This is a genomic window from Halodesulfovibrio sp. MK-HDV (genome assembly GCF_009914765.1).
In the GTDB taxonomy this organism is placed as follows: domain Bacteria; phylum Desulfobacterota; class Desulfovibrionia; order Desulfovibrionales; family Desulfovibrionaceae; genus Halodesulfovibrio.
This window is the reverse complement of sequence record NZ_WYDS01000012.1, coordinates 1-25486: the sequence shown is the minus strand read 5'-3', so window position 1 is coordinate 25486 and position 25486 is coordinate 1. Positions and strand designations below refer to the sequence as shown.

The following is a 25486-nucleotide window of genomic DNA, read 5'->3' as shown; positions in this document are numbered from 1 at the left end:
CGATTATGCCCTTCGAAGAACAACAGCCATTTCGTCAACTTCTGAGTACTGTTCGCCACGTATATCATTATATACTGAATCGATACGCAGGCCCTGCGCCTCTACTTCTTCAGTAAGAGCTTCAAGTGTAAAATATTGAAGCCAATTATAAATAACACGCTCTTCTTCCGGCAATACAATTGTGTATTTTTCCAAAATCACTTTTTCTTCAGGATACTTGAACACGTTCAGAAAACCGTAGTAATCACATGGTGCCCAGAAGCCATTCATGAAATTAGGCTCAACGGTCATGGTTTCCTCACGATTCCCAAAGTCCTTGGTAGCAGTCTCATTCTGACCACCAAACGCCTTATTAGTATGAACATCCAGAACGATTGAACCATCACAAGTTAATATGCGCTCCCACTTTTTTAGAAGCTTAGCGCGTTGTCTCGGCGATAACGCACAAAAATCGCACATTATCATCGTGACAAGATCAAACTTGTCCTCGGTTTCAAACTCTAAATAGTTCTGTTCTACGTACTGAATATTCAAGGAATTTTCCTCTGCACAGTTCTTCGCATAGCTAAGAGAGTTTGCAGAGAAATCAACCCCTGTGACAGTAATACCTTGCTGAGCAAGCCGAGACGTATACAGCCCCGGGCCGCAACCAAAATCAATAACCTTTGAATGGTTAGCAAGGGCAAATCTGGAAATCAACCATTCTACAGATTCATTGATAAACGGCTCATTGCGGGAAGCGGCGTCAACATCGGGGTTCAGATGGAACTTTAACATCTGTGTTGCGATGTACGGATCTGCCCAGAGTTGACTTGCGGTGTATTTTGACCATACATCAGGGCGGTGGGCTATTGTAGTCAGCGTTTCGAATAAATTCATGTGATCTACTCATAATTACTATTTCACTGTGACTAATAGTGATAGCATAATAGACTATCAAAAAAATATTAGTTGCTAATGTTGGTAGGTCTTTTGTAATTTTTTCATAATATTGGACTGCTATCACACAGAAGAACTTGCGTCAAAACAAGCTCTTTTTGATTACAATAAATGAGACTATCATTAAATTTATTTTTTCGTGCATCATCCAAAAGCAACCGCAAAGCCTAAAGAGCTTACTGAATATTATACCTCAAGCTTACATGCACATAAAAAAGATTCTGCCCCTCGTCTCCCTTCGTTTCTAGTGGAACAGTAGCTGGACAATGTGTTTGCACACCTTACGGAATCCAGTTTACGAGACCTGATAATCAGCAATAACTTTTGCAAAAAACATTGAAATCCATCATAACTATACTATGAAACAGACAAAAATTCTCTTTATATCAGCTATAACACTTATTTGCCTCATGGCATCGCTGACTCTTAATGCTGCCGCTACGACTCCGGTTACTTTTTCTGTTGAGCCATTCATTGCTGCAAGTCAGAATGATGCCACTATCATTAAGCTTCGTATCACACCGAATTCTGAATACCACTTCTACTCACGTGAAAAAGGAGAAACTGGCAAACCGACGTCTATTTCTGTTTCTCCTTCGATCACCGGCACCACCATAAGCTACCCTGCCGGAATCGAACTACCGGACCCTATATTAGTAGATAAGACTACGTACCTCTATGAAGGTGCAGAAGATATTTTTATCACTATTCCTGACGCATCCGTAACAACGGCAGATCTCATCATATCAGTTCTGCTTTGCTCTGAGGTACGATGCACGCCGGTTAATAAAACGATTCCAGTAAGCTGGAAGGCTGCTACACTCGCAAAAGCAGAATCGCAAAAATGGTGGAATAAATATTCTACGATCACACCGATTGCGCCCGATGCGACCACGCATCTCAAATACTCATCAAAAGACGACAACAAGAAGCTTGCTCAAAAACTTGGAGTACAGCTTCCTACGAATTCCGGCCTTACAACCGCTGGGCTCACACCAGTATTCAGCAGCAAGATAGCTTCTTCAGGGTTAACATCTACTGAGTCTGCTGTTTCTTTCGTTCCAAAAGACAACGTATCAAAAACTCACGAATATGACTTTACTCCGCGCTATTTCTTACAGGCGTTGGAAGTTTCAACATTAAGTAAGGCTATTCTATTCGGACTACTCGCAGGGTTTATTCTTAACTTCATGCCATGCGTACTGCCTGTTATCAGCCTAAAACTTTCTTCACTTGTTGCAGCCGCACAAATTAAAGACGAAGCTCAACGCAAACATATGTTCAGAGAACATAACCTCTTCTTTGCGCTGGGTATTATTACATGGTTCTCGTTGCTCACCATCGTGCTCACCAGTTTTGAGCTTGCTTGGGGACAACTATTCCAAAACCAATGGTTACTCATTGGACTGGCTCTTATTATCTTCGTTCTCGCTCTCTCAATTTTTGAAATCTTTCCACTGCCGATGTTCAACCTTACAGGTCGCGGCACCGAGAACGGTCATGATAAATGGAGTGCATTTTCTACGGGCCTACTTGCGACAGTACTCGCAACACCGTGTAGTGGACCATTCCTGGGCGGCGTTTTAGGATGGGCATTTTTACAGCCAGTGGGCGTACTCATTTTCATATTCCTTTCCATTGGAATAGGAATGGCTCTGCCGTACCTTGCGATGGCTGTCGTCCCTGAGCTAGTAACCCGTTTCCCGCGCCCTGGAGCATGGACAGGGGCGCTTTCCCAGATTGTTGGGTTCTTCCTTATGGGTACCGTTGTATACCTGCTTTACGTGCTCCCAGAAAGCATTCTGCCAAGCATGCTCGTTGTGCTGTGGATAACCGCTTTAGCAGCGTGGGTATGGGGACGTTTCTCAGGATTACGATTCACAAAACGACGAAATATATTTGTCCGGGTAGCCTGCGCACTCGTTGTTGCATTTACAATCTTTACTGTTTTTAAAGCAACACCACAGGCAAAAGAATGGCAGGAATTTACACCGGAAAGCTTCTTTTCAGAATTACAACAAAAGCGAATGGTTCTAGACTTTACCGCTGACTGGTGCCCGAACTGCAAAGTTCTGGAACGTACAGTACTTACACCGGAAAACAGAGCCCGTTGGGAAAAAGAATTCAATGTTGTTTTCATCAAGGTTGATCTCACAAGTGAAGATGAAGAAAAACAAAAATTCCTTGAATCCCTAGGCTCCAGCTCCATTCCAGTAGTTGCCATTTTCCCTAGAGGCGACGCCGCTCACTCGCCAGTTATCCTGCGTGACATCTTCACCACAGGACAAATGGAAGATGCGTTAAAGAAAGCTTTTAAAGAATAGCACACGCCAATCAATAGACGTAAAAAAAGCCTCGTTGCATTGCAACGAGGCTTTTTTTGTCAGTATATTTCACAGAATACGGATTTTGAAGAACAAGTTTTTACCTTCCAAGTCTTTTCAGACAACCGAACGGTAAACCCTGAGTAGCTTACAGTTGCTTAGTGATAACGCATCTAGCAATAATGCTGACTCTACAACGCCAAGAGCATTGAATGTTCGTACTCTGAAACTATTCCCAAATAAGTGCAGCCCATTCGCCTTCGACGATGCGACGTGCTTCTGGAAGTCCTAATTCTCTGTAGACAGCTTCCACCTGATTTGCCTGAATTTCAAGCAAGCCTGAAAGAACAAGGCAGCCGCCCGGTTTAACAAGCTTAAAGATTTCCACTGCCATTTCCATTAATGGACGTGCCAGAATATTTGCAAGCACAACATCAAAGTCACCGCATACAGCGTCAGCTGAACCTTGGTAGACTTCGAAAGAGTCAGAAGAAACGGCGTTGAGCACTTTGTTTTCTTCTGTGTTCTCAATGGCGAGCATGTCAATATCAACACCTACACCAGAGAGTCCAAGCTTAACACAACCAATACCGAGAATGCCGGAACCTGTTCCAAGATCAAGGAACTTTTGCCCCTCGTGGATACGTCCTTCAGACGCAAGCTTGGAAACAGATGCAAGACACAACGCGGTGGTTGGGTGATGCCCTGTACCGAATGCTGTTTTAGGCTCAATCACAATAGGGGTACGGCCTTCAAGCGGCTCCGTTTTACACATCCAAGGCGCAATAACCTTGAAGTGTTCACCAATTTTCACTGGTGTAAAGAAGTCGCGCCATGCCTCCATCCAATCCTGATTAGGCACATCTGCACGTGTAACATCAGCTTCCGGTACTTTACTGTAAAGCGCAGTTAAGAATTCTTCACAGAATACCGGATTCTCAATGTGAACACGGTAGAGAATGTCGCCAGTAGGAAGATTTTCTTCCTCCCAGCCATAATTGAGCTGCTGAACCATGACAAGAGTTGCCATATCCTGCGTATGCTCAGGTACACGTATTTCTAGTCTGACAAGGTCTGCCATAAATTAATTATCCTCTTGCCTGATATCGAGCCATTTTCTTTTCGAGTTTTCGACTCAAGGCAGTAAGGACGTAACAAATCACGAAGTACATGACAAGGATGGTGAGATAGATCTCCATGGGAGCAGAAAGAGTACGGTTGTTAATCTGTACTGCGGCACGAGTGAGTTCGACAACCCCAATAACGTATGCCAACGAAGTATCTTTTGTCAACGATACAAACTGGTTAACAAAAGACGGAATCATATTGCGAAGCGCCTGTGGCAAAATAACGTAGCGCATAGCCTGCAAATGAGTGAGACCACCCGCACGTGATGCTTCCATCTGCCCTTTTGGCAGCGCAATAACACCAGCACGTACAATCTCAGCAATATATGCACCTGTAAAAACAGTAAATGCAACTAGAGCAGATTCAGCTTCCGGAAGTGTTTTCCCGAGCACAATTGGTGCGAGAAAATAAAACCAGAAAATAAGCATCAACAGAGGTACGCCACGAATCACTTCAATATAAATGACAGAAAGCAGCTTAACATACCAACGCTTGGAAAGACGCATCAAACCAGCAGCAAGGCCGATCCAGAATGCACCGAAGATGCCGCCGATAGAAAGCAGAATACTCAGTGCCATACCGCCAAGCGGGCCATTAGGATACGCACCCCAAAGAAGGTACGGAAAGTTATCTATTACAATATCCCATTGCATAATTCGTTCTCCTAGTAGCTAACAGCACGCAAGAAGCGTTTGTTGTAAAAGTTAATGGAGAAAGAAACTATCAGCGAAATGCAAAGATAAATAAGGGTACTGACAGTAAATGCTTCGAAACCACGGAAGGTATACGATTCAATCTGTCGTGCCATGTAAGTCAACTCTGCAACACCGATAGTCATACAAAGGGAAGAGTTTTTAACTAGGTTAAGTGCCTGTGAAATCATAGGCGGCACAATAATTCTGAATGCCTGAGGTAAAATAACATACCGCATAGCCTGCACAAACGTGAGACCACATGCGCGGGATGCTTCAAGCTGGTTTTTAGGAATAGAGTTTACACCGGCGCGAATTTCTTCAGCAATAAATGCCGCGGAATAAACAGATAATGCAATAACACCAGCACAGAACTCAAAGTCCTGCTGATAGAGCCAATCCAGAACAAAACGCGGAAGAAAACTATCCGCGCCGAAGTACCAAAAAAATATTTGTACAAGAAGAGGAGTATTACGGAAAAATTCAGTAAACGCAGCGCTAAACCAAATAAGCGGTTTAACCTTTGTCATACGCATTACAGCAATGGCAGTACCAAGCAGTAGAGCAATAATAAGCGACACCACAGAAATCTGCAGAGTAACGCCAACCCCACTAATAATCCAATCCAGATATTCTCCGGTAAGGACTTTATTCCAATCGAACGTATAATTCAAAACAGCCTCGAAACAGTAAAATAAAGAGCGCAATGAAACCATTGCGCTCTTTATCGGTTAGTTAGAGCTTACGGCCACAATTCCATCTGCCAAGTAAGAGGCAGGTAGTAGTTGGAGTCTTTGCCGAACCATTTGTTGTAGATCTTCTGGTATTCACCAGAGCGCCACAGGTCGTTCAAAGTTTTGTTGATAAGATCACGGAAATCGGAATCGTTTTCTGCAATGCCGAGACCGTAAGGTTCTGCAGCAATGTAATCGCCAACGATTGCCCATTTAGTTGGGTCTGGAGCAGAGTTTTTAAGGCCGAGAAGAATAGTTGAGTCAGTAGTTACTGCAACTGCTTTGCCCTGCTTGAGAGCAAGGAATGCCTGCGGGTATTCATCAAAAGAAATTACGCGCGCTTTAGGCTGAGCAGTTTTAATATTTTTCTCAGAAGTAGAACCTTTTACAGTCGCAATTTTTTTACCTGCGAGATCAGCAGCAGACTTGATGCCGGAATCTTTAGCAACGAGCAGTTTCTGACCATCCATGAAATATGTGATGGAGAAGTCAATAACTTCATCACGAGCATGCTTATGTGTCATGGTAGCAGCGGCGATATCAATCTGACCGTTAATTACCATCGGAATACGTGTGGAGGAAGTAACAGTCTTAAGCTGCAGTTCTACGCCAAGATCTTTTGCGATTGCGCGACAAATATCTACATCAAAACCAACAAGTTGGCTTGATGCCTGGTCAACGTAACCGAAAGGAACTACTGAATCTTTAACGCCACAAACTAAGGCACCGCGTGCTTTAATGTCGTCAATTTTACCCGCAAAAGCAGTAGTGCAGGCCAGTACGAGACATAAAGTCAATGCCATCAGCACAAAACGTTTCATATACTTACTCCTATTTAGCTGGTCCAGAGTTTGTAACAGATAACAAACTCGTATTATTCTAGAGGATTTCCTTCAAGAAAGCCTTTGTTCGCTCTTGCTGCGGGTTGCGGAAGAAATGCTCCGGCGTACCCTCTTCTACAATCTCACCGCCATCCATAAAGATTACGCGATCAGCAACTTCACGGGCAAAGCCCATTTCGTGAGTTACGCAAAGCATAGTCATGCCTTCACGCGCAAGATCTTTCATAGCGTTGAGAACTTCGTTAATCATCTCAGGGTCAAGTGCAGATGTAGGCTCGTCAAACAGCATTACCTTAGGTTTCATAGCAAGCGCACGGGCAATAGCTACGCGCTGCTGCTGTCCACCTGATAATTCGATAGGATATTTGCTGGCCTGATCATGAATGCCAACACGCTCAAGTAATTTCATTGCAAGCTCTTCAGCCTGCCCTTTAGGCATGTTGCGCACTTTAATTGGTGCAAGTGTTACGTTTTCAAGAACACTCAGGTGCGGGTACAGGTTGAACTGCTGAAAAACCATGCCCACTTCTGTACGTAAGTCGTTTACATTAACGTCATCTGAATGAATGGAATGTCCTTCAAGCAGAATTTCGCCTTTCTGGATTTCTTCAAGGCGGTTGATACAACGAATAAAAGTCGATTTACCAGAGCCTGAAGGGCCACAAATAACAAGAACTTCGCCTTGTTCAACTTTTTCGCTCACGTTTTTAAGTACGTGAAAGTCGCCATACCATTTGTTGATATCTTTGATTTCAATCATCGCCATGATGAATACATCCTATATCGGACACCGCAAAGGCGCCTCGTTTCCATTTTTGTTATTTAGAAAAAGAAGAAGATAACGTTCAAAAGAGAAGAATTTTTTAATCATGCGAACGTAATTTGGGACTTTTTGGAAAAAATTTCAAAAAGTAAAACCCCATACACCCCCTCGAACGCAACTCCGCTAACCTCCCAATCTTATTACATGAGTATTTTCTTTTTTGTCAACTCAACTGCACTTATCGTAAAAAAACCTAAAATTTGATTTAATTGCCTACACAACCACTTCAAATCTTTCTTTTGTATTATAGCAAGTTATACAGAAAATCAGCTTAAAGTCTATTACGCGCTTTAATCAAGATTATTATCTTTTTTTATGCCTTCGAATGAGCGAAAAAGTGCACTAAAACTACGCTGATCACGAGTTTTGCAATTTTGTAATATTTGACTTGAAAGTCAAAACAGGCATGCTATCTTAGCGGTTTATCAGCGACAACATTGTCGACAATTCCGACGACAACGCGACAATTCATACAAATTATGCCGTTACAAAAATTTTCTAAAAAAAATTTGTAAAAAAAATAAAAAAAAAATCCCTGTCTCTTACAAGACAGGGATTTGCAGTAATGGAAATATCAGTAACACTGCTATTTTCGAGAGAGTAACTCTTCGAGTGCTCCTGCAAAGACATCAATGTCTTCTTTTGAAATTACCAGTGGTGGAACAAGACGTAAAACGCGTCCTTGAGTCAGGTTCAAAATGAAACCACGCTCAATAAGGGCATCCCAAACATCCTGCCCATCTTCCGCGAGTACGATCCCGATCATAAGGCCATAACCACGAACTTCATCAATGGTTCCAGGATGACGGACACCAATTTCGCGGAATGTATTCATGGCATATTCACCAAGCTCATGCGCGTGTTCCGCAAGCTTATCATCCACCATGATATCAATAACTTTGGAAGCAACAGCAGAAAGAACTGCACCAGCACCAAATGTTGTAGCGTGGCTTCCCGGTTCAAACCCCTGTGCGACTTCATCAGTACACAGCATGGCACCCATTGGTAGACCGTTTGCGAGAGCCTTTGCACAAGTCATCACGTCCGGTTTCAAATCAAACAGTTGATGCGCCCAGAATTTACCAGTACGGCACAGACCTGTTTGAATTTCATCTACCATAAACAGGATGCCCTTTTCGCGGCAAAGACGTTCAACGCCTTTAGCGAACTCGGGAGTCATTGGGCGAATACCGCCCTCACCCTGAATAACTTCCACAAGCACACCTGCTGTAGAATCGGTGATAGCTTCTTCGAGTGCTGTCAAATCACCCCACGCAACCTGCGTAAAACCTTGCGGGATTGGGGCAAAACCATCGGCAAATTTTGCTTGCCCTGTGGCTGCCACTGTTGCCAGTGTTCTACCGTGGAATGCACCGGTAAAAGTAATAATGTCACCGGCTTCACGTCCTTTAACCCGCTGTGCATATCGTCGGCAAATTTTGATTGCTGCTTCGTTTGCTTCAGCACCGGAGTTACAGAAAAATGCTTTGTCAAAATGACAAGTAGCAAGAATCTTTTCTGCAAGCTCAAGCTGCTCTTCCTGATAAAACAGGTTACTTACATGCACGAGTTTTCGCGCCTGTTCAGCCATCACATCTGCAAGTTCCGGTCGACAATGACCAATGTTGGTCACGGCGATTCCGGCTAACAGATCAATATACTCTTTGCCTTCAAAGTCATACAAACGAGCACCTTCGCCTCGCTTAATAGCTATTGGATAGCGCCCATAGGTGCGGCATAAAAGCTTTTCTTCACGATGTTTCAATGCATCAAAACTAGTACTCATTCTATTATCCGCTTTTTTACCGCTCACTGCGGGTTATAGGGTTGCTTTACATTGTTCCGGTATGCCCGAAACCACCTTCGCCACGCTCAGTTTCTTCCAGTGAATTCACTACAGAAATCTGCGCACGGAAAAACGGCTGAAAAACCAGCTGCGCCACACGTTCGCCACGTGTAATCACTCGGTCTTCGCCGGAAGTATTTAATAATGAGATAAAAATTTCGCCACGGTAATCAGGATCAACAACCCCGACGCCCTGACTGACAGTTAATCCCTTTTTTGTGCCAAGACCGCTGCGGGAATAAATAAATCCTGCCACAGTATTACACTGCGGATCTATGGCAATACCGGCTGGAATCGGAAAACGACCACCGGCAGGAATCATAATTGTCTCTTCTTCAAAACAGGCTCGCAAATCCAACCCCGCAGAACAAGGGGTTGCGTAAGCAAGACCGCACACACCATCATTATCTGCATTCGCAGTAACGCCGGCACCATATAATTCAGCAGCTGAGTCACGTAAAAAGCGTACATTCAACTGTAATGTCATTGTATTTTGTAACGATTCTTGATCGCTCACGGATAACTCCAGAAAATTTTTCGGATATTTGGTCAAACAAACACAATTAATATTCCAGACGAGCCAGAGAGTAAAGAAACGAAAATACGTTTCCATTGTTCGCATTATAAGTACAGCTCATATTACTATTTATTAAAAAAATTTCGGCAAGTTAGGTGCATCAGAACAACAAAAGTGCCTTGATTAATCATCAAAAACACTGCGAAAAAAAAATGACTCTGTGGCATAACAGGGCTTGAATGCCCTAATCGTACGCAGGAGAAACAGCATGCAGCCGTTAAAGATATTCAATGTAATTCCAAAACTACCAGAAGGTCTGGAAGACTTATGGAAGCTTGCCTATAACTTTCGTTTCACGTGGTGTGGATACACCGATAACGTCTTCAAACAAATAGACCAACAACTATGGTCAACCACAAGTCATAACCCACTACTATTCCTGCACCTTGTTGACCCTAACCGCTTGAATGCTGTTGCAAAAGATCCGTTTTTCCAGTCGCAGCTTAAACTTACTATTGATACCCTCAACGAATATTTTGAAGAGCGTCCATCACCAATTATTGAAGATGCATCACCAGAAAATCCAGCGGTTGCGTATTTCAGTTTTGAATTCGGTGTGGCTAGTTGCATGCCAATCTATTCTGGCGGATTAGGAATTCTCGCTGGTGACCATCTGAAATCTGCGTCGGATTTAAACATTCCGCTTGTGGGCGTCGGCCTGCTCTACAAACATGGGTACTACCGTCAGTATCTCACACCGGATGGCTGGCAACAGGAATCCTATCCTGATCTCGATTTTGACCAAATTCCGATTCTTCCATTGGAAGATGAGAATGGTAAACATGTGCACATTTCTATCCCGCTTGGTAAGCAAAAACTGCAAGCGCAGATTTGGAAAGCACAGGTTGGCCGCATTACCTTATTACTTATGGATACAGAAATTCCTGAGAACCCACCTGAGCTTCGCATCATCACTGCCAGTCTTTATGGTGGAGATAAAGAAATGCGTCTCTGGCAGGAAATTCTGCTTGGTATTGGCGGCATGAAAGTACTCGACGTCGCTGGATATCATCCTCAAGTTATCCATATGAATGAAGGGCATTCTGCGTTTGCAGGAGTTGAACGAATTCGATCGTTTATGCAGAAGGGGCTTTCGTTTGAATCCGCATCCGAGATTGTTGCTTCAAGTTCTGTATTCACCACACATACTCCTGTTCCAGCTGGTAACGACAGATTCAGTCCGGAACTTATGGAAAAATATTTTTCTGATTACGCACGAGATTTAGGGTTAGCATTCAAAGTATTTCTGTCATTCGGACGTGAAAACCCGTTTGATGATCAGGAAGAATTCTGCATGACCGTGCTTGCACTCAAGCTTTCCCGTTTCAACAACGGTGTGTCCAAATTGCATAAGCATGTTTCGCGCAAAATGTGGAAGGCCCTCTGGCCGCTCTACCCACTTGATGACATACCAATTTCGGCGCTCACAAATGGTATCCATGCTCCAACATGGACAGCAGATGACATGCGCGAAGTGTATGACAGATATTTAGGCACCAACTGGCGGGAAGATCCAGACAGCAAAACACTCTGGAGCCGTGCCGCAAATATTTCCGACGCAGAGTTATGGCGCACGCATGAACGTCTTCGTGCACGTCTTGTAGACTTTGCACGCCGTCGTCTTCGTGCCCAGCTGCAAGCACATGGTGCACGCAAACAGGAGATTCAAAACGCAGATGAAATCCTCAACCCGCAAGCATTAACTATCGGATTTGCCAGACGTTTTGCCACATACAAACGCGCCAACCTTATTATGCGTGAAAAAGACAAACTCCTACGGCTCTTCAAAGATGTTGATCGCCCTATTCAGTTTGTTTTTGCAGGAAAAGCGCATCCCGCAGACAGCGACGGAAAAAAGTACATCAAAGAGGTTGTATCTACCTGCCGTAGTCTCGACTACCGGTTCCACATGGTTTTTCTGGAAGATTATGACATTGAGATTGCTAAGCACATGCTTGCAGGTTGCGATGTATGGCTCAACACCCCGCGCAGGCCTTTTGAAGCATGCGGCACTAGTGGTATGAAGGCTATTTTTAACGGTGTACTCACATTCAGCACGCTTGATGGCTGGTGGGATGAAGCATATTTACCGGACAACAGTATCGGATGGGCAATCGGTAAAGGTGAAGAGTATTCTGATCCAGACTATCAGGATTACGTTGAACTGCGCACGCTTTTCAATGTACTTGAATTTGAGATCATACCGGAATTTTATGATCGTGGACGTGGCGGACTTCCTCGACAATGGATTCGACGCATGAAAAAAGCGATTACCACGCTGGGACCGGAGTTTAACTCGCACCGTATGGTCATGGATTACGTTCGCAAAGCCTATAAACCGGCATACGACAACTACAACAATTTATCCCGTTATGACTTCCAGCCAGCACGAGAACTTGCAGATTGGCGTAATGATATAATGACCAAATGGGGTGGGATTGATCTACGCAACGCTCACATAGAAATTTTGGAAGAAACCTTTGTGGGGCAATCCATTCGCATAAGTGTTGATGTGAAACTTAACGGCATTCATCGTGACAACATCTCTGCTGAAGCTTACTTCGGACAAGTGCAGCAGGACGGAGACTTTGTTTCTCGAAACATTAAAAAACTGACTCCAAAAGGTGATACAGACGCTGACGGCTGGCAACATTTTGAAGGGAAAGTTACCCCTACAAAACCGGGTAGGTTCGGTTACACAATCCGCATTATCCCAACGAATCCACTTCTTATTGACCCGCGCGCTCTTGGACTTATCCGCTGGGCAGTACCGCAGGAAACGTCCTGATTTTGCAATGACGAAAGACAATCAGCAGGCTTGATCACAACATTATATATAAGGGCGAAGGTGCAAACACAGCACCTTCGCCCTTTCTAAAACAGTTGCTAAAGTGAAGCCAATGGTCTATTTGACGCAAATTCCCATAGGAGGCTTCTGTGTCAGAACTATCCAATATCGCTATTATCGGCGGCGGACTTGCAGGCTGTGAATGTGCTCGCAAACTATCCCGAGCCGGAGTCGCTGTTACTATATTTGAAATGAAACCGGAGCAGTATTCTCCGGCACATAGCTACGAAGGTCTTGCAGAACTTGTTTGTTCCAACTCCTTCCGCTCCGATCAGCCGGATGCTGCTGTAGGCATTCTAAAACAGGAAATGCGTGATCTCGACAGTCTTGTGCTCGAAGCAGCAGAAGCTACGAGTGTTCCAGCCGGTAAAGCACTGGCTGTAAACCGCGAACTGTTTAGTGACTACATCACAAAAGCTATCAACGAGGATGAAAACATCACCCTCGTACACAAAGAAATTACTTCCCTGAAAGCTGAAGAGCTTGCAGGGTTCGATGCAATAGTACTTGCAGCCGGTCCACTGGCAAGTGCCAGCCTCAGCGAATCTCTTGCTGAGTCCATTGATGCAACACATCTCTATTTCTATGACGCTATCGCTCCGATCATCGCAGCCGATTCCGTTAATATGGATATTGCATTCTGGGGTTCCCGTTACAATCCGGAAGATAACGACTACCTCAACTGCGCAATGAACGAAGAAGAGTATCATGCTCTTCGCGAAGCGCTGATTGCCGGCGACAAAGCACCTACAAAAGATTTCGAAAAAGAAATTCATTTTGAAGGTTGTATGCCGATTGAAGCACTTGCAGAACGCGGTGAAATGACCCTCGCTTTTGGTTCTTTCAAACCTGTCGGCTTCACAGATCCACGCACTGGCGAACGTCCTTTCGCGTTGGTTCAGCTCCGTACAGAAAACTTGAACAAGTCCATGTTCAACCTTGTAGGTTGCCAGACAAAACTCAAGTACAAAGAGCAGGATAGAATCTTCCGCATGATTCCGGGTCTGGAAAATGCAGAATTCATCCGCTATGGCAGCGTTCATCGTAACACTTACGTGAATGCGCCAAAAACTCTGACCAACGAGCTTGCACTTAAAAATCATCCAACAATCTTCCTCGCCGGTCAGATCACTGGTGTAGAAGGATATGTTGAATCCGCAGCCTCAGGTCTGTGGCTTGGCACCATGCTCGCCGCAAAAGCAAAAGATCTTCCGCTTGCAGAACCGCCGGCAGAAACCTGCCTCGGAGGCTTGCTTGCCCATCTGCGTACTGAGCAGAAAAACTTCCAGCCTGCAAACGTTCAGTTCGGTCTTACTCCGGCACTGAATCGTAAAGCACGCAAAAAGGAACGCAAAGCACTCTACGCACAGCGTGCACGCGAAGCCTTTACCGCATGGCTCGAAGAGCAAAAAGAAACGCTCGACGACTGCTGCTTATAGTAAATAAAAAAAGCGTGACCCTTTTCAGGGTCACGCTTTTTTTTGCGTTTAATTAAGATCGTTCGAGACTTGCTCAACACTGCGTACAACATACGTTCGGGCAGTACGAGGTGGCACAGAAACCGAGAACTCTCCGTGCACTTGGCTTACTTTTTCACCAGTTTGCAAATCTTCGAGCTCTACGTTTCCGTTTATTAATGTTTTCAATAACGAAAATTCTTCCGCTGCGGCCAACTCTCCAAAGTTGATCACATTCACAGCGGCAGTTGCCTTCAAGCTATTCTTCGGCGACAGCTGGAATACTTGGATCAAAACCCCTCTATTCTTTGCCTTCGGAATCTGAACAACTGTCGAAGTCTGCATACTCAGCGCTTCTCGCAACTTAATTATTCGGCGCATATTTCCGGAAAATGTTTCTACCATGCGCACTTCAGTTTCGAGATCATCAAATACAGTAGGAGCCTTAGGCAACCCAATCTCTGAAAGAATATTGTTGCCGCCACGAGATGTCAGATCATACGCTCCGGCTACGTTTTGACGTAGCGCATCTTCTTCAGTCGAATATTCAAGCACCCCTGCCTGAAGCGGTAAAACTCCAAGTAATTCATCAGCAGAAAGCATAAAAATACCCGGCTGCATTGCCTGTGTATGTCCAAGCAACGTCAATCCATCACTAACTGACTGGCGCTGCTCTTTTGTCATCTTCCGATAATCACGAATACCTTGCACGTTTGCTACAAAGGCTGCCGGAGTCAGATAAAGCTTACTGTCATGAAAGAAGACATCTCCGCCAGTTACAGACATTTTTTGCTGCACGACTTCTAAGTATCTTTTGCTCATTTTTGAATTACGTTTCTGCGCAGGATTGAACATAAACGGGAATGAAAAATCTATATAAGGTTCAGGCTGAATGCGATTAATAAACCGCTTCTGATCGATACCCATTTGAAGAACGGTAAACAGGCTCTGCGTAAGCATAGACGCATCGCCGGTGGCATAAGCATACTCTGCTGCCGTTGAAAACGAATGGTTTACCGCAAAATCAACACCACTTTCTGTGGCAGCTTTAATATTCGGAAGCGGGAGGTTGTCCTGCAAGAAAGTCCAGCCACCGTACCGACGAACTTCCTGCGCAATATCTCTGGCAGCCTGCACCGCGGTATCGCCTACGCCGAGTCCAGTAAGATCTGCATTCGGGTATGACGGTTCCAATCCATATAAAGGGGAAACGCTAACGCTTGTCATTGCTGCGTGGAGCATTCCGATTTGCTGAATCAACGAGCCGGAAACAAGACGACGCGCATTCTTGGAAGGGTCGTTCCAGTTTAAGACAGGACGTGCTTCAGATCCATGCCCCAGATACACAAAACGGCGTCCGTTTCCGTCCAAACCTTGAACAACATCCGTTGCATACCAGTTGAGCGGGGTCAGCGGAATTTCCAATGACTCACGAACGAGAGGCGGAGGTAATATGCGTGCTCTGCGTAATGCGCGCAACGACACGTCGTCGACAAGTACAGCGCGGGTGCGTGTGGTTATTTCTGGAAGGTTTTTCCATAACTCACGCGGCACCTCTATCATGCAATATAAACCCTTGTAAGATTCCAAACCACGGGCACTCAAAAAGTAGTCTGCGCCACGGCCTGTTGCAAATGGAACAACGGCATCGCCTACTATCATGCCTCGTTTATTCGCCTTGCGTAAAAAATTATCAAAGCTTTTTTCATCACCGAAGCCTTTGGAAAATAAATAGCTGACAGTGTCGTCACCAAGCTGGCGCTGCACTGTCGGACTTCCCCAAATGGCTCCGCTCTCACGCATGGATTCGATATGAATCCCCCGTATACCTATCTCTTGTATTGTACGCAGATAGCTATCGCTTTGCAGAACTAAGGCAACTGAACTGGTGCTTGCAGGAATAGTTCTGGCAGCATCAAATGTCAGCCACACAGGAGCGATATTAAGCATCATCTCAACGCGCGGTTTTTCATACGGCCCTAACCAAAATAAATTTGTACCGGAAACAACCGTCGAAAATTTCTCTGATGTCGTCAGCATCGCCTGTTTTTCTAGCCACTGGACATAGCCAGGGTTTGCCCTGCCCATTATTTCCGATTCCATGGAAAAACCCGAGGAACCTTTTGAACGAACAACATTAGGAGCGCTGCAACCAGACAAAACGCCTACAAGAACAAGTAGCAATACAATATATTTTCTTATTTTCACAAAAATCTCCGCAAGAGATCGTATATACGACCACATGCTTTAAACTCATGGAATATTTTTCTTATTCAATTCACCCTACTTTCGGCAATGGCTACGGCGAAAACCATTCAACACATAAGAATATGTAATTATAGAATTTTCGCACATTCGCCAATACACAAAATGTAGCATTCCCTACTGCGGGTTCTCCCGAAAGTGACCCGCAATATCAGCAGTCGCATACATTGCTTGGAAAGTCTCGAACACGCAAGTGCTTTAGAACTTCATTCACACTTACGACTAACAAAAGCAGTTCATCATCTTGGAATCACGCCAGATCGAGGCAAAGAATAAAGTAATAATACCAGAGTTCAACAGTTCTGCTTTCATTTTTTCCTTTACAGAACAATAAAAGTGTTCAATCAACCTATCTGCTTCGCGAATACTGCTGATTCTTCCGCCATTCACTGCGCTCACCGCAGCACTCTTTTCACGCAACGGCATCACCAGCTCACCTGTCTCTCATATTCTTTGTATACCAGCACATTGGAATATATTTCTTCCTGTGTGCCGGATAAACGCGAAGTTATATATTTAAAGTAATCGAGGAAAATCCGTGTCTTTTTATTCTGTAGATCAAGCTAAATGTAAAAAATGTCTCATCTGTGTAGAGGTTTGCCCGAATAAACTCCTTATTAAGGATAAAGAAACCGGCATTCCGAAAATGCGCATCGGTGCAGAAACTGCATGTATTCATTGCGGCCATTGCGTTGCAGCCTGTCCGGCAGACTGTGTAACGTTAGATCAAATGCCGAACGAAAATTTCATCTCCGTTGATTCATCCCTCGCAGTTTCTACAGAACAGGCAGACCAGTTCCTCCGTTCCCGCCGCTCTATCCGTTCATTCAAGTCCAAAACTGTTGCACACGACACATTGCAGGACATTGTATCGCTCACAAACTACGCGCCATCTGCAAGCCACAAACAACCTGTACAGTGGATCATGATTGAATCGCCTGAGGTTGTACGCGAATTTGCAGAGATGACTATTGAATGGATGATGGGTCTTCGAAAAAATGACCGCGAGCTGGCTAAAAAATATAGCGTGGCAGGATTGATTGCTGGATGGAGAAAGGGACAAGATTTAATTCTTCGCGGCGCTCCGCATCTTGCCATCTCATATATGGATAAAGAAAAGACATGGCACGACACTGATAGTGCTATCGCCTTGTCCTATCTTGAACTCGCAGCGCATTCCCGCGGTGTAGGTGCTTGCTTTGCCGGATTTTTTACTTATTGTGCCAATGATTATATGCCGCTAAGAGAACGGTTAGGGCTACAAGAAAACCACATATGTTGTGGCGGACACATGCTCGGCTATCCTAAATTCACCTATCCACGGATTCCAATGCGCAAATCACTTTCCGTAAACTGGTTGTAGCCGTTACTGCTGTCATTTTGTCCCTGTTTAGGTCGTAGAATGCACATATGTGCACCCAGAACCGGAGAAAAGAACATGGCAGTTATTACAGGCACAGATCACTTTATTCAGGATAAAGCCGAAGTAAAGGATGCTGACGCAACCATTACTTTTGGCAAAAAAACTGAGCTCGAAATATTTTCAACAAAAGATAGCATTCTCTTTCTAATCGGATTTACCGGTAGCAAACGGCATGAACTGGCAGACATTCTTGCTCCCAAGTTAGAGATGTCCGTACAGGCACCCGAAGCTATTTCGTCTCTGGATGAACTAAAAGAGCTTTGTAAGAATACCGGCAGCATCATCGTTATCCCTCAGTCTGCAATGCGTCATGATGATATTCGTAATGCCCTGCGCGAGTACGGAAAGGTATTCTATCTTATGACAGAACTACTGCACCTTGCCCATAACCTCGGGCTGGATGCTGAACAGGGACGCGAGCAGATTGGTTCAGATTTCATTGAACTTGAGCCGCACATGTTGGCATCGCTTCATTTCATTCTTCATGGTTGGAAAGAGCCGGAAGATCTCGTTGAAAACGTGCTCGAGCCACTTGGCTTGCTATAGCCGACAATCCAATATTCAATAAAAAAAGCGGGTGAATCGTACAGATTCACCCGCTTTCTATTTACTTTATGCGGCGGAACGCCATATCTCAAAAAGCCAACGACCTATGCCGAAGGCGAAGAGCAATATCCCCTCATTACGGGTAATCTTACCCCGCGTCCGGATTAGCAGCCAAAGAAGTGCTACGGCTCCGACAGCCATGCTCATATTCAGCAATTCACCATGCTTGACAGCAATAGGCTGAACCATTGCTGTTATCCCGAGTACTCCGGCGAAGTTAAAAAAGTCACTCCCCACAAGGTTACCCAGAATCATATCGTTCTTGCCTTTCATCGAAGCAGAAAGACACGTCACAAGCTCAGGAAGAGAAGTACCGGCTGCAACAATCGTCACACCAATAAGCCATTCGCTCAAACCGAAAATGCGTGCAACGCCTGTTGCACCATCAACCACAAACTGACTGCCAAGGCTTACTGCAATAAGACCAATCGGTAACAACATGTAATCTTTCCAAGTTGCTACTTCACTATCGCTTGTCACTTCACACATAGCAGTGCTTTCTGTACCTGTCGGTTTCTTACATCGGTAATACATCCAGCCAAGATACCCAACAAAAATACAGCATAACACCAAGCCATTCCAACGTCCTAACTGCCCATTGGACACCATCAGACGGGTGAGAAATTCTACACCGAACAATATAGGAATATCTCGAACAATTAATGCCTTACTGCCGGATACGTTCTTAATCATCGCCACGGCACCAAGAATGATCCCGAGGTTGAAAATGTTAGAGCCGACAATATTCGCGAAAGAAATGGATGGAATTCCTTTTAACGCTGCGGTCAATGTTACCAGAAATTCCGGCAAGCTTGTTCCCATTGCAACAATAGTTAACCCGATAACGAGTTCAGAAATTCCAAAGCGGCGGGCAATGGCAGACGCAGCGTCCACAACAAAATCAGCCCCTTTCCATAAGAAGAGAGCACCAGCCAAAAGATACGCAATATGTAGAAGCATGTAGTTACCAAAGAATAAGGTTATTGTGCATTGTTAAGGTAAACCTAAATACATTCCGAAACAAAGTGGTCATGTAAGATGTGTCGCACCGCTTGTCTAGAGTTTGCTTACAATTACCCCATAACGGATGTTGAAGAATACGCCTCACAAGCGTATTGTTGCAGGCGCACGTTAACTTTACTCAAAAGGATATATCATGTCTGTGATTGCAGAACTTTCTATATTTCCGATGGACAAGGGCACAAGCATGAGCCCCTATGTTGCGCGAGTCGTCACCGTCATTAAACAAAGCGGACTCGCGTATGATTTCGGATCGATGGGAACGACGATTGAAGGCGAATGGGATGAAGTGATGCAGACAGTCTCTGCTTGCTACAAAGAGCTTGAGCAGGACTGCGACAGAATCTATCTCACACTCAAAGTAGATTCCCGTAAAGGCAGAAAAAATGGATTGAAAGGAAAAACTGAATCAGTAGCTGCGAAGCTTAGGTAATATTTATTGTCCCGAACGGTTAAGCGCACTCAACCGTTCGGGACGTATCAACAAGAATGAAATCTTTTTACATCAATTCGATGGTCTTCCACTTTCCGGTTCGGAATCGACTGTATGCAGCAAGTGCAAGAATACAAACGTAAACAAGCAACATTGCCCAGAGAGCATGCAACCCTGCATCAAAAACAAAGCGTCCAATCATTATTGGTACGCCAAGGCAGAATATTGCACAGAATGCGATAGCCCACATTACATACATAGTGTCGCCCGCGCCCTTCAACGATCCAAAGAAGATCAGCGCAACGGCATCCTGCATGCAGAAAAATGCTACATACGCCAACAAAACCTGACACATAGACTGGATCTGGGCAAATTCTACAAAAGAAATATCTGCCGGTTTAAAAAGCGCCGTCAGTTCATACGGGAACAGCAAAAAGATTGCACCAAAGGTTCCCATCCAAAGCAGAGCTACGTGCAATACGCTATGCGCTGCTACCGTAGCCTGATCAACATTCTTTTTCCCCATCGCCTGCCCTACTAAAATAGAAGCCGTAATGTGGAGCCCGATAACAGGCAGGAATGCTAATGAGTTGATGGACAACACAATGTTAGAAGCAGCAAGTTCAGTTTCACCCAATTGTCCAACAACCATGATGAATACAGTGAATGCAAAAACATCAAAGAAGTTGTTTGCACCGCTTGGAACACCGTAGCGCATCATCCGCAAGAAAAGAGTTTTGTTGAAACGCCATGCACTAATGACATTGTAGATTACGTCGTTCTCTCGCTTAAATACCAGCAAAGAATACATTACAAGCTGCATTGCCCATGAAGAAACCGTTGCAAGTGCCGCACCTGCAATACCCATTTCCGGAAAAATCCACACGCCGTTAATCAGCATGTAATCAAGTGGAATGTTGATTACAACAGCGATTATATTCACAACCATATTCGGACGGGTTTTCCCTAATCCGGTGTAGAAACAGCCAATTGCGTTTGCAATAAGCGCAAAACCCGACCCCATGGTAAGAATAGAAAAATATGTAACTTCCTCACGCTGCACTTCCGGCGCATGACCTACGAAGGCAAAAAACGGCTCTGCAACTAAAACGAGAGCAGCAAGGAAGATCCAAGCAAAACAACAAAAATATATTGCCTGCCAGACTACGGAACCAATTTTATCGCACTTACATGCGCCATAGTACTGTGCAATAAAAACAGAACTATAGGCAGATATCCCAAGTGCGAACAACAAAAACACCAGATGAACCATAGCTGCCGGTAACGCAGCTGCAATCGATATCAGTGAATAATTACTTAGAAAAATTCTGTCGGTAAATTCCATAGCAGTTGTAGAGCCGAGACTAACAACAAGCGGAAGACCTATGTTGAGGACATCACGATACCCAAAGGGTTCTTTCCAGCGTTTTTTAAACCGAGATAACATTAACTACTCCTAAGGTAATCCCCTGAAAAAACGTACACAATCCAACAAAGTTGTACGCATACAGGACGTGGTAACAATACGTTGCGAAACGAATACTCAAGCCTAGCTGTAAGTACAAGCCTCAATTTATGGATCTGCACTTTTAAACAACAGTTGGCCGCTGCTTATTCTGTATCAACATTTACTCAACTAGTTGAATCAATAAAAATTGAATTAACAACATCAATTTTTATTGAAATAAGAAGACACGTTCTACGCAAGCAAGTTTTATTTTACAAGAAAAAGATGAACACAAAACTTTATCCTTTCAGCACAGGACGTTACTTGTGTATGTAATAGAGATACGTATTCAACTTTTGCCCGTATGTATTTTAACCCTAGTATTTTCTTGAGTTTCTCATCCAATCCAGCTTATTTTATGCTAACTTTGAATGCACAACCTAGTTTTTTTGAAGCTACTCAACCATACAGGATATATCATGAGCGACTTTTCTGATCCTACAAAGTCACAAGAAAAACCAAAAAGCACCGAAGAGAAAACTACAGAGCCTGCTAAAAAGGACGCTGTTGAAGCCCCTTTTGAACAGGAAGACTCTGTAGACGAGGTTGTGCCACAGGATATTCTTTCAGAAGAACCACTTGCCGCAGCAGATGACTCTTCTGAAAAAGTAACTGACTCCTCGCCCTCTTCGTCTGAACATATTGAACCGCAAGATAACGTTGAATCCGATAATATATCAGATAGTTCTCATACAAATAACGAAATAGATAAGGCAGATGAAGCTCTTGTTTCAGAAGCCTCTGATGACGCTGAACCACCTGCCAGCGAAATAGAAGCGCCTGATACAAGCACTGAAGATAATGACACAGACAAAGCAGATGAAGCCCCTGTTTCAGAAGCTTCAGATGACACTGAGCCACCTGTCAGCGAAACAGAAACGTCTGATATAAGCATTGAAGACAATGAAATAGACAAAGCAGATGAGGCTCCTGTTTCAGAAGCCTCAGATGACACTGAGTCACCTGCCAGCGAAATAGAAGCGTCTGATATGAACACTGAAGATGATGACACAGGCGACACAGATGATGAACTTATTGTTGCCGCTGCCGCTTCAAAAGTGAGTAGCAGATTCGGTGGTACGCGTGTGGAAACCATTCGCCCAGAGCAGGATTCCGGACTTTCTGAAGAAACTACAGCTTCGCATGACACCATTTCTGCTGAAGTTCCTCTTCAAGAAAAAGAAAAGAAAAAGAAGAAAGAAAAAAAGCCAAAAGAACCACTTCCCGATGTTGCACCGGAAAGCAAAATTCTTAACAGTTTTTCCCTTCTTCCTTGTCTTACGCTTATTATATTTGCAGCTCTGCAAGGCGGCATTGCTCTTTTCTCTAGAGATCTTTGGCCGTTGCAGGAAACACAGGCTGCCGCAGTTGTAAAAGACACTCTTGCAGCTTCAAACTGGCTCACTCCAATGTTGGATGGAAAACCATACAGCGGCGCTATGCCTTTCTACTTCTGGTTCTCAAGCGCTGTAGCGCTCATTCCCGACATTGCCATTACCTTTGCAGTAAAAGCCAGCACGCTGCTCAGCAGCATGCTTTTTGTACTCTCCACATATCTCTTTGCCCGCGCCGCTGGTATTAGCAAAAAAACAAGCCTCACAGCTGGTCTGCTTACAATAGCAGCATTTTTACCGGCTGTGACCATGCAGCTTAACGGAATGGAAACACTCTTTGCTGCGCTGGTAACATTCGCACATGCCGCATTTGTTATGGGCTGGAGACGGGAACGCTCGTTCTTCTGGCTCATCATAGGATTTATCTGCGCTGCTGCTGCAACCTTAACTGGTGGCTTCCCGGGGCTGTTTTTACCATTGTTCAGCATTCTGTTCATCACCTGCTGGCGCAAACGCCCAACCCGATTCGGTGAATGGGATGTTGCTGGCGGTTTTGGTATTTATCTCTCCATTGTTCTCAGCTGGTTTGCGTATGTATATTTTGCCGTGCAGCCAGATTACCTGTTAAACCTCGTACCTAATGTTCTTGCAGCACCATTCAAAGGCGCGCTGGCGCATCTGCCATACTGGTGGCACATGCTTGCCATGCTTCCTTTCATCCTGCTGCCATGGCTCGTTGTTTTTCTGGTTCTTCCTTGGACAAGAGTACTTAGTGTTTCATTCTACAAAGATGTTCTGGCAACCAGAAATCCTGAAAATATCGGCATAGCCTACCTGTGGCTTTCTGCCATATTAACATGCGCCCTCTACTGTGCGCTGGATTACATGTCACCTGTCTGGCTTCTTGTACTTCTTCCACAAATTGCAATTCTTGCAGCGCGTGCAATCAAAAATTTCTCGCCGTTACGCAGTAAAGTTTTTTACAGATTACTCGCTGCTGTCTTCTTTGGCTTCGGCGTAGCTCTCATTTGTCTTGTAAACTTCACCGAGATTATTCCTTTCGAAATTCAAGGCTGGATCTACATGGCTGCGATCCTTCTTGCAGCCGCTGGAATATTCTGGTTCCGCTTCCCGCTCAACAGCAGATGCGGCGTAATCGGTATGGCTGTGGTTATGACACTTCTTATGCAGCCGCTGTTCATTATGTCAGCCCCTGCGATTAACAGTTTCATATCCACCAAAGACATCTCTCTTACCATGGAAGAATACGCGGCTAAGGACTTCACCCCTGTAGTCTACAATGCTGATCCTGCACCATTTGCATACTTTGTAAGCGAACCGGTTATCCATATAATAGATCCGCATTCGTTGACCACAATCCTAAATTCAAAACGAAATGTTGTAGTCATTATGAGTGCGACCGAGTGGAACAACTGGCTCACAAAGCCAGAGTCTCTGGAATTGGTTGGAACACAGAAAACTGCCATTCCACATATCGGACAGGGATTCATTCTTGCTGTTCAACAAAAGAATACAAGTAGATATAGTAATCCATTACCTGCTGACGGGCAGCCTGAATCTGTCACTCCAGACACACAAGATCCTGCACAGGACTCTACAGCAGATGAGCCGACGACGGCTCCGTCTTCTAAAGAAAAGCCTGTAATGGATGGCCCGCAAACGGATAACGAAGAAGAACCTGCTCCACTTCAAGAACCATTGAATGACCACAGCACAACCGCGACATCGGCTGATTCTACAGCAAAACAAGAAGCTGCGATGGCGACACAGGTAGCGCCGGAGCTTGCAGTACCGGAAAATTAATCAGCAGACTTCAGAAAAAAACAAAAGAAAGGCTCTTCACATCTTGTGTGAAGAGCCTTTCTCATTAGGTTCAAGTCTACTTCTTTTCTTCGTCAACTGGCTCACAATCGATCACTATTGCTTGCCGTGGAGTCTGAGTCTGCTGTTGTGCATCATTCTGAATTTCGCTGTAAATGGTCTGTTCGTCTTTCTGCTGGCCCCCTGAAGAGTGCCATGTGTAATACGTAAATCCTGCGTGATTTTGTGATTCACCACGCACCGCTGCTGCGTTAAACTGCTTACGTAACCAGCGAGCAAAAGGCTTGCGGGTTAACGGAAGAAGCATTGCGAGTCCGGCAAAGTCTGTAACAAAGCCCGGGGTAAGCAACAGCAAGCCTGCAATAAGGATTAACAAACCTTCTACCATTTCATCTGCTGGCATGGCGCCTTCATTTAAAGACTGCCGCACTTTCTGCATGGTATTAAAACCTTCCATGCGGGCAAGCCACGCACCGGCAACACCAGTAAGAATCACAATTCCGATTGTCGGTAGGCCTCCAATTACGGAGCCCACAGAAACAAGCGTATACAATTCCAGAATCGGAATGAGAGTAAATAGTAAAAATAATCTTCCAAACATATTGTTGTGCCCTTCAAATTCTAAGCAATCTATCCGTACCCAAAAGAACTAATCATTCTAAATGAGATGACAAGCCCTTTTACGGCCACGTCCCCCACCTCTATAGTGCCATACATTCAATATACAGGAATTACGCAACAAGTCACCACCACCAGTTGCAACATATATATGTACAATTTACCTTGTACGGAAAAAGGCTGTTGCGTTACGCACAGCGCAGCACTGCAAAAATATAATAATCAGAT

At 44.5% G+C, this 25486-nt stretch carries 20 protein-coding genes; 7 read left to right on the top strand and 13 right to left on the bottom strand.

Annotated features, from left to right (window positions below; genetic code table 11):
* Positions 1 to 3: 3 nt before the first annotated feature.
* Positions 4 to 879, bottom strand: a complete 876-nt coding sequence (locus MKHDV_RS10585) for a class I SAM-dependent methyltransferase (protein ID WP_160715077.1) — start codon at positions 877 to 879, stop codon at positions 4 to 6.
* Between the two features lie 419 nt (positions 880 to 1298).
* Here MKHDV_RS10585 and MKHDV_RS10580 point away from each other — a divergent pair, with 419 nt between their 5' ends.
* A complete protein-coding gene (locus MKHDV_RS10580) occupies positions 1299 to 3263 on the top strand; it encodes a cytochrome c biogenesis protein CcdA (protein ID WP_160715075.1) in 1965 nt (654 codons plus the stop codon).
* A 229-nt stretch (positions 3264 to 3492) separates the two neighbouring features.
* Here the strand turns inward: MKHDV_RS10580 and MKHDV_RS10575 are convergent, their stop codons facing one another.
* The 7 genes from MKHDV_RS10575 to dut all read right to left on the bottom strand — a co-directional run bounded on the left by MKHDV_RS10575 (position 3493) and on the right by dut (position 9815).
* On the bottom strand, positions 3493 to 4344 hold the full coding sequence (locus MKHDV_RS10575) for a 50S ribosomal protein L11 methyltransferase (protein ID WP_160715073.1): 852 nt from the start codon (positions 4342 to 4344) through the stop codon (positions 3493 to 3495).
* Positions 4345 to 4351: 7 nt separating this feature from the next.
* Positions 4352 to 5044, bottom strand: a complete 693-nt coding sequence (locus MKHDV_RS10570; RefSeq protein ID WP_160715071.1) for an amino acid ABC transporter permease — start codon at positions 5042 to 5044, stop codon at positions 4352 to 4354.
* Between the two features lie 11 nt (positions 5045 to 5055).
* A complete protein-coding gene (locus tag MKHDV_RS10565; protein ID WP_160715069.1) occupies positions 5056 to 5757 on the bottom strand; it encodes an amino acid ABC transporter permease in 702 nt (233 codons plus the stop codon).
* Between the two features lie 68 nt (positions 5758 to 5825).
* Positions 5826 to 6638: an ABC transporter substrate-binding protein gene (locus MKHDV_RS10560; RefSeq protein ID WP_160715067.1), complete on the bottom strand. Its 813-nt coding sequence runs from the start codon at positions 6636 to 6638 to the stop codon at positions 5826 to 5828.
* A 58-nt stretch (positions 6639 to 6696) separates the two neighbouring features.
* Positions 6697 to 7425, bottom strand: a complete 729-nt coding sequence (locus MKHDV_RS10555; RefSeq protein ID WP_160715065.1) for an amino acid ABC transporter ATP-binding protein — start codon at positions 7423 to 7425, stop codon at positions 6697 to 6699.
* A gap of 643 nt (positions 7426 to 8068) precedes the next feature.
* Positions 8069 to 9268 carry an aspartate aminotransferase family protein gene (locus MKHDV_RS10550; protein ID WP_160715063.1) on the bottom strand — a complete coding sequence of 400 codons (1200 nt, stop codon included), beginning with the start codon at positions 9266 to 9268 and terminating at the stop codon, positions 8069 to 8071.
* 46 nt (positions 9269 to 9314) lie between these two features.
* The gene (gene dut, locus MKHDV_RS10545) at positions 9315 to 9815 is read right to left on the bottom strand and encodes a dUTP diphosphatase (RefSeq protein WP_162859859.1); all 501 of its coding nucleotides are present in this window, start codon (positions 9813 to 9815) and stop codon (positions 9315 to 9317) included.
* A gap of 298 nt (positions 9816 to 10113) precedes the next feature.
* Here dut and glgP point away from each other — a divergent pair, with 298 nt between their 5' ends.
* Together glgP and trmFO are read left to right on the top strand one after the other, a co-directional pair.
* Positions 10114 to 12693 (top strand): alpha-glucan family phosphorylase, encoded by a 2580-nt coding sequence (glgP, locus tag MKHDV_RS10540; RefSeq protein WP_160715059.1) that lies wholly within the window; start codon positions 10114 to 10116, stop codon positions 12691 to 12693.
* 149 nt (positions 12694 to 12842) lie between these two features.
* Positions 12843 to 14192, top strand: coding sequence for a methylenetetrahydrofolate--tRNA-(uracil(54)-C(5))-methyltransferase (FADH(2)-oxidizing) TrmFO (gene trmFO / locus MKHDV_RS10535; RefSeq protein WP_160715057.1), 1350 nt, complete (start codon positions 12843 to 12845; stop codon positions 14190 to 14192).
* 48 nt (positions 14193 to 14240) lie between these two features.
* Here the strand turns inward: trmFO and MKHDV_RS10530 are convergent, their stop codons facing one another.
* Entirely contained in the window at positions 14241 to 16418 is a 2178-nt protein-coding gene (locus tag MKHDV_RS10530; RefSeq protein WP_160715055.1) for a hypothetical protein, read from the bottom strand.
* A 279-nt stretch (positions 16419 to 16697) separates the two neighbouring features.
* Positions 16698 to 16904, bottom strand: coding sequence for a hypothetical protein (locus MKHDV_RS10525; RefSeq protein WP_160715053.1), 207 nt, complete (start codon positions 16902 to 16904; stop codon positions 16698 to 16700).
* Between the two features lie 109 nt (positions 16905 to 17013).
* On the opposite strand from MKHDV_RS10525, the gene MKHDV_RS10520 reads away from it, so the two are divergent.
* Both MKHDV_RS10520 and MKHDV_RS10515 read left to right on the top strand, forming a co-directional pair.
* Complete coding sequence (locus tag MKHDV_RS10520) at positions 17014 to 17838, top strand: nitroreductase family protein (RefSeq protein WP_160715051.1); 825 nt, start codon at positions 17014 to 17016, stop codon at positions 17836 to 17838.
* A 75-nt stretch (positions 17839 to 17913) separates the two neighbouring features.
* Positions 17914 to 18444, top strand: coding sequence for a hypothetical protein (locus MKHDV_RS10515; RefSeq protein ID WP_160715049.1), 531 nt, complete (start codon positions 17914 to 17916; stop codon positions 18442 to 18444).
* A gap of 66 nt (positions 18445 to 18510) precedes the next feature.
* Here the strand turns inward: MKHDV_RS10515 and MKHDV_RS10510 are convergent, their stop codons facing one another.
* Positions 18511 to 19464 (bottom strand): calcium/sodium antiporter, encoded by a 954-nt coding sequence (locus MKHDV_RS10510; RefSeq protein WP_160715047.1) that lies wholly within the window; start codon positions 19462 to 19464, stop codon positions 18511 to 18513.
* 196 nt (positions 19465 to 19660) lie between these two features.
* Between MKHDV_RS10510 and MKHDV_RS10505 the strand changes: the two genes are divergently transcribed.
* On the top strand, positions 19661 to 19957 hold the full coding sequence (locus MKHDV_RS10505; protein WP_160715045.1) for an MTH1187 family thiamine-binding protein: 297 nt from the start codon (positions 19661 to 19663) through the stop codon (positions 19955 to 19957).
* Between the two features lie 67 nt (positions 19958 to 20024).
* Here MKHDV_RS10505 and MKHDV_RS10500 read toward each other — a convergent pair whose 3' ends face one another.
* The gene (locus MKHDV_RS10500) at positions 20025 to 21404 is read right to left on the bottom strand and encodes an MATE family efflux transporter (RefSeq protein WP_160715043.1); all 1380 of its coding nucleotides are present in this window, start codon (positions 21402 to 21404) and stop codon (positions 20025 to 20027) included.
* Positions 21405 to 21883: 479 nt separating this feature from the next.
* Here MKHDV_RS10500 and MKHDV_RS10495 point away from each other — a divergent pair, with 479 nt between their 5' ends.
* Positions 21884 to 24622: a hypothetical protein gene (locus MKHDV_RS10495; RefSeq protein ID WP_160715041.1), complete on the top strand. Its 2739-nt coding sequence runs from the start codon at positions 21884 to 21886 to the stop codon at positions 24620 to 24622.
* Between the two features lie 76 nt (positions 24623 to 24698).
* Here MKHDV_RS10495 and MKHDV_RS10490 read toward each other — a convergent pair whose 3' ends face one another.
* Positions 24699 to 25241: an FxsA family protein gene (locus MKHDV_RS10490; protein WP_160715039.1), complete on the bottom strand. Its 543-nt coding sequence runs from the start codon at positions 25239 to 25241 to the stop codon at positions 24699 to 24701.
* Positions 25242 to 25486: the final 245 nt, after the last annotated feature.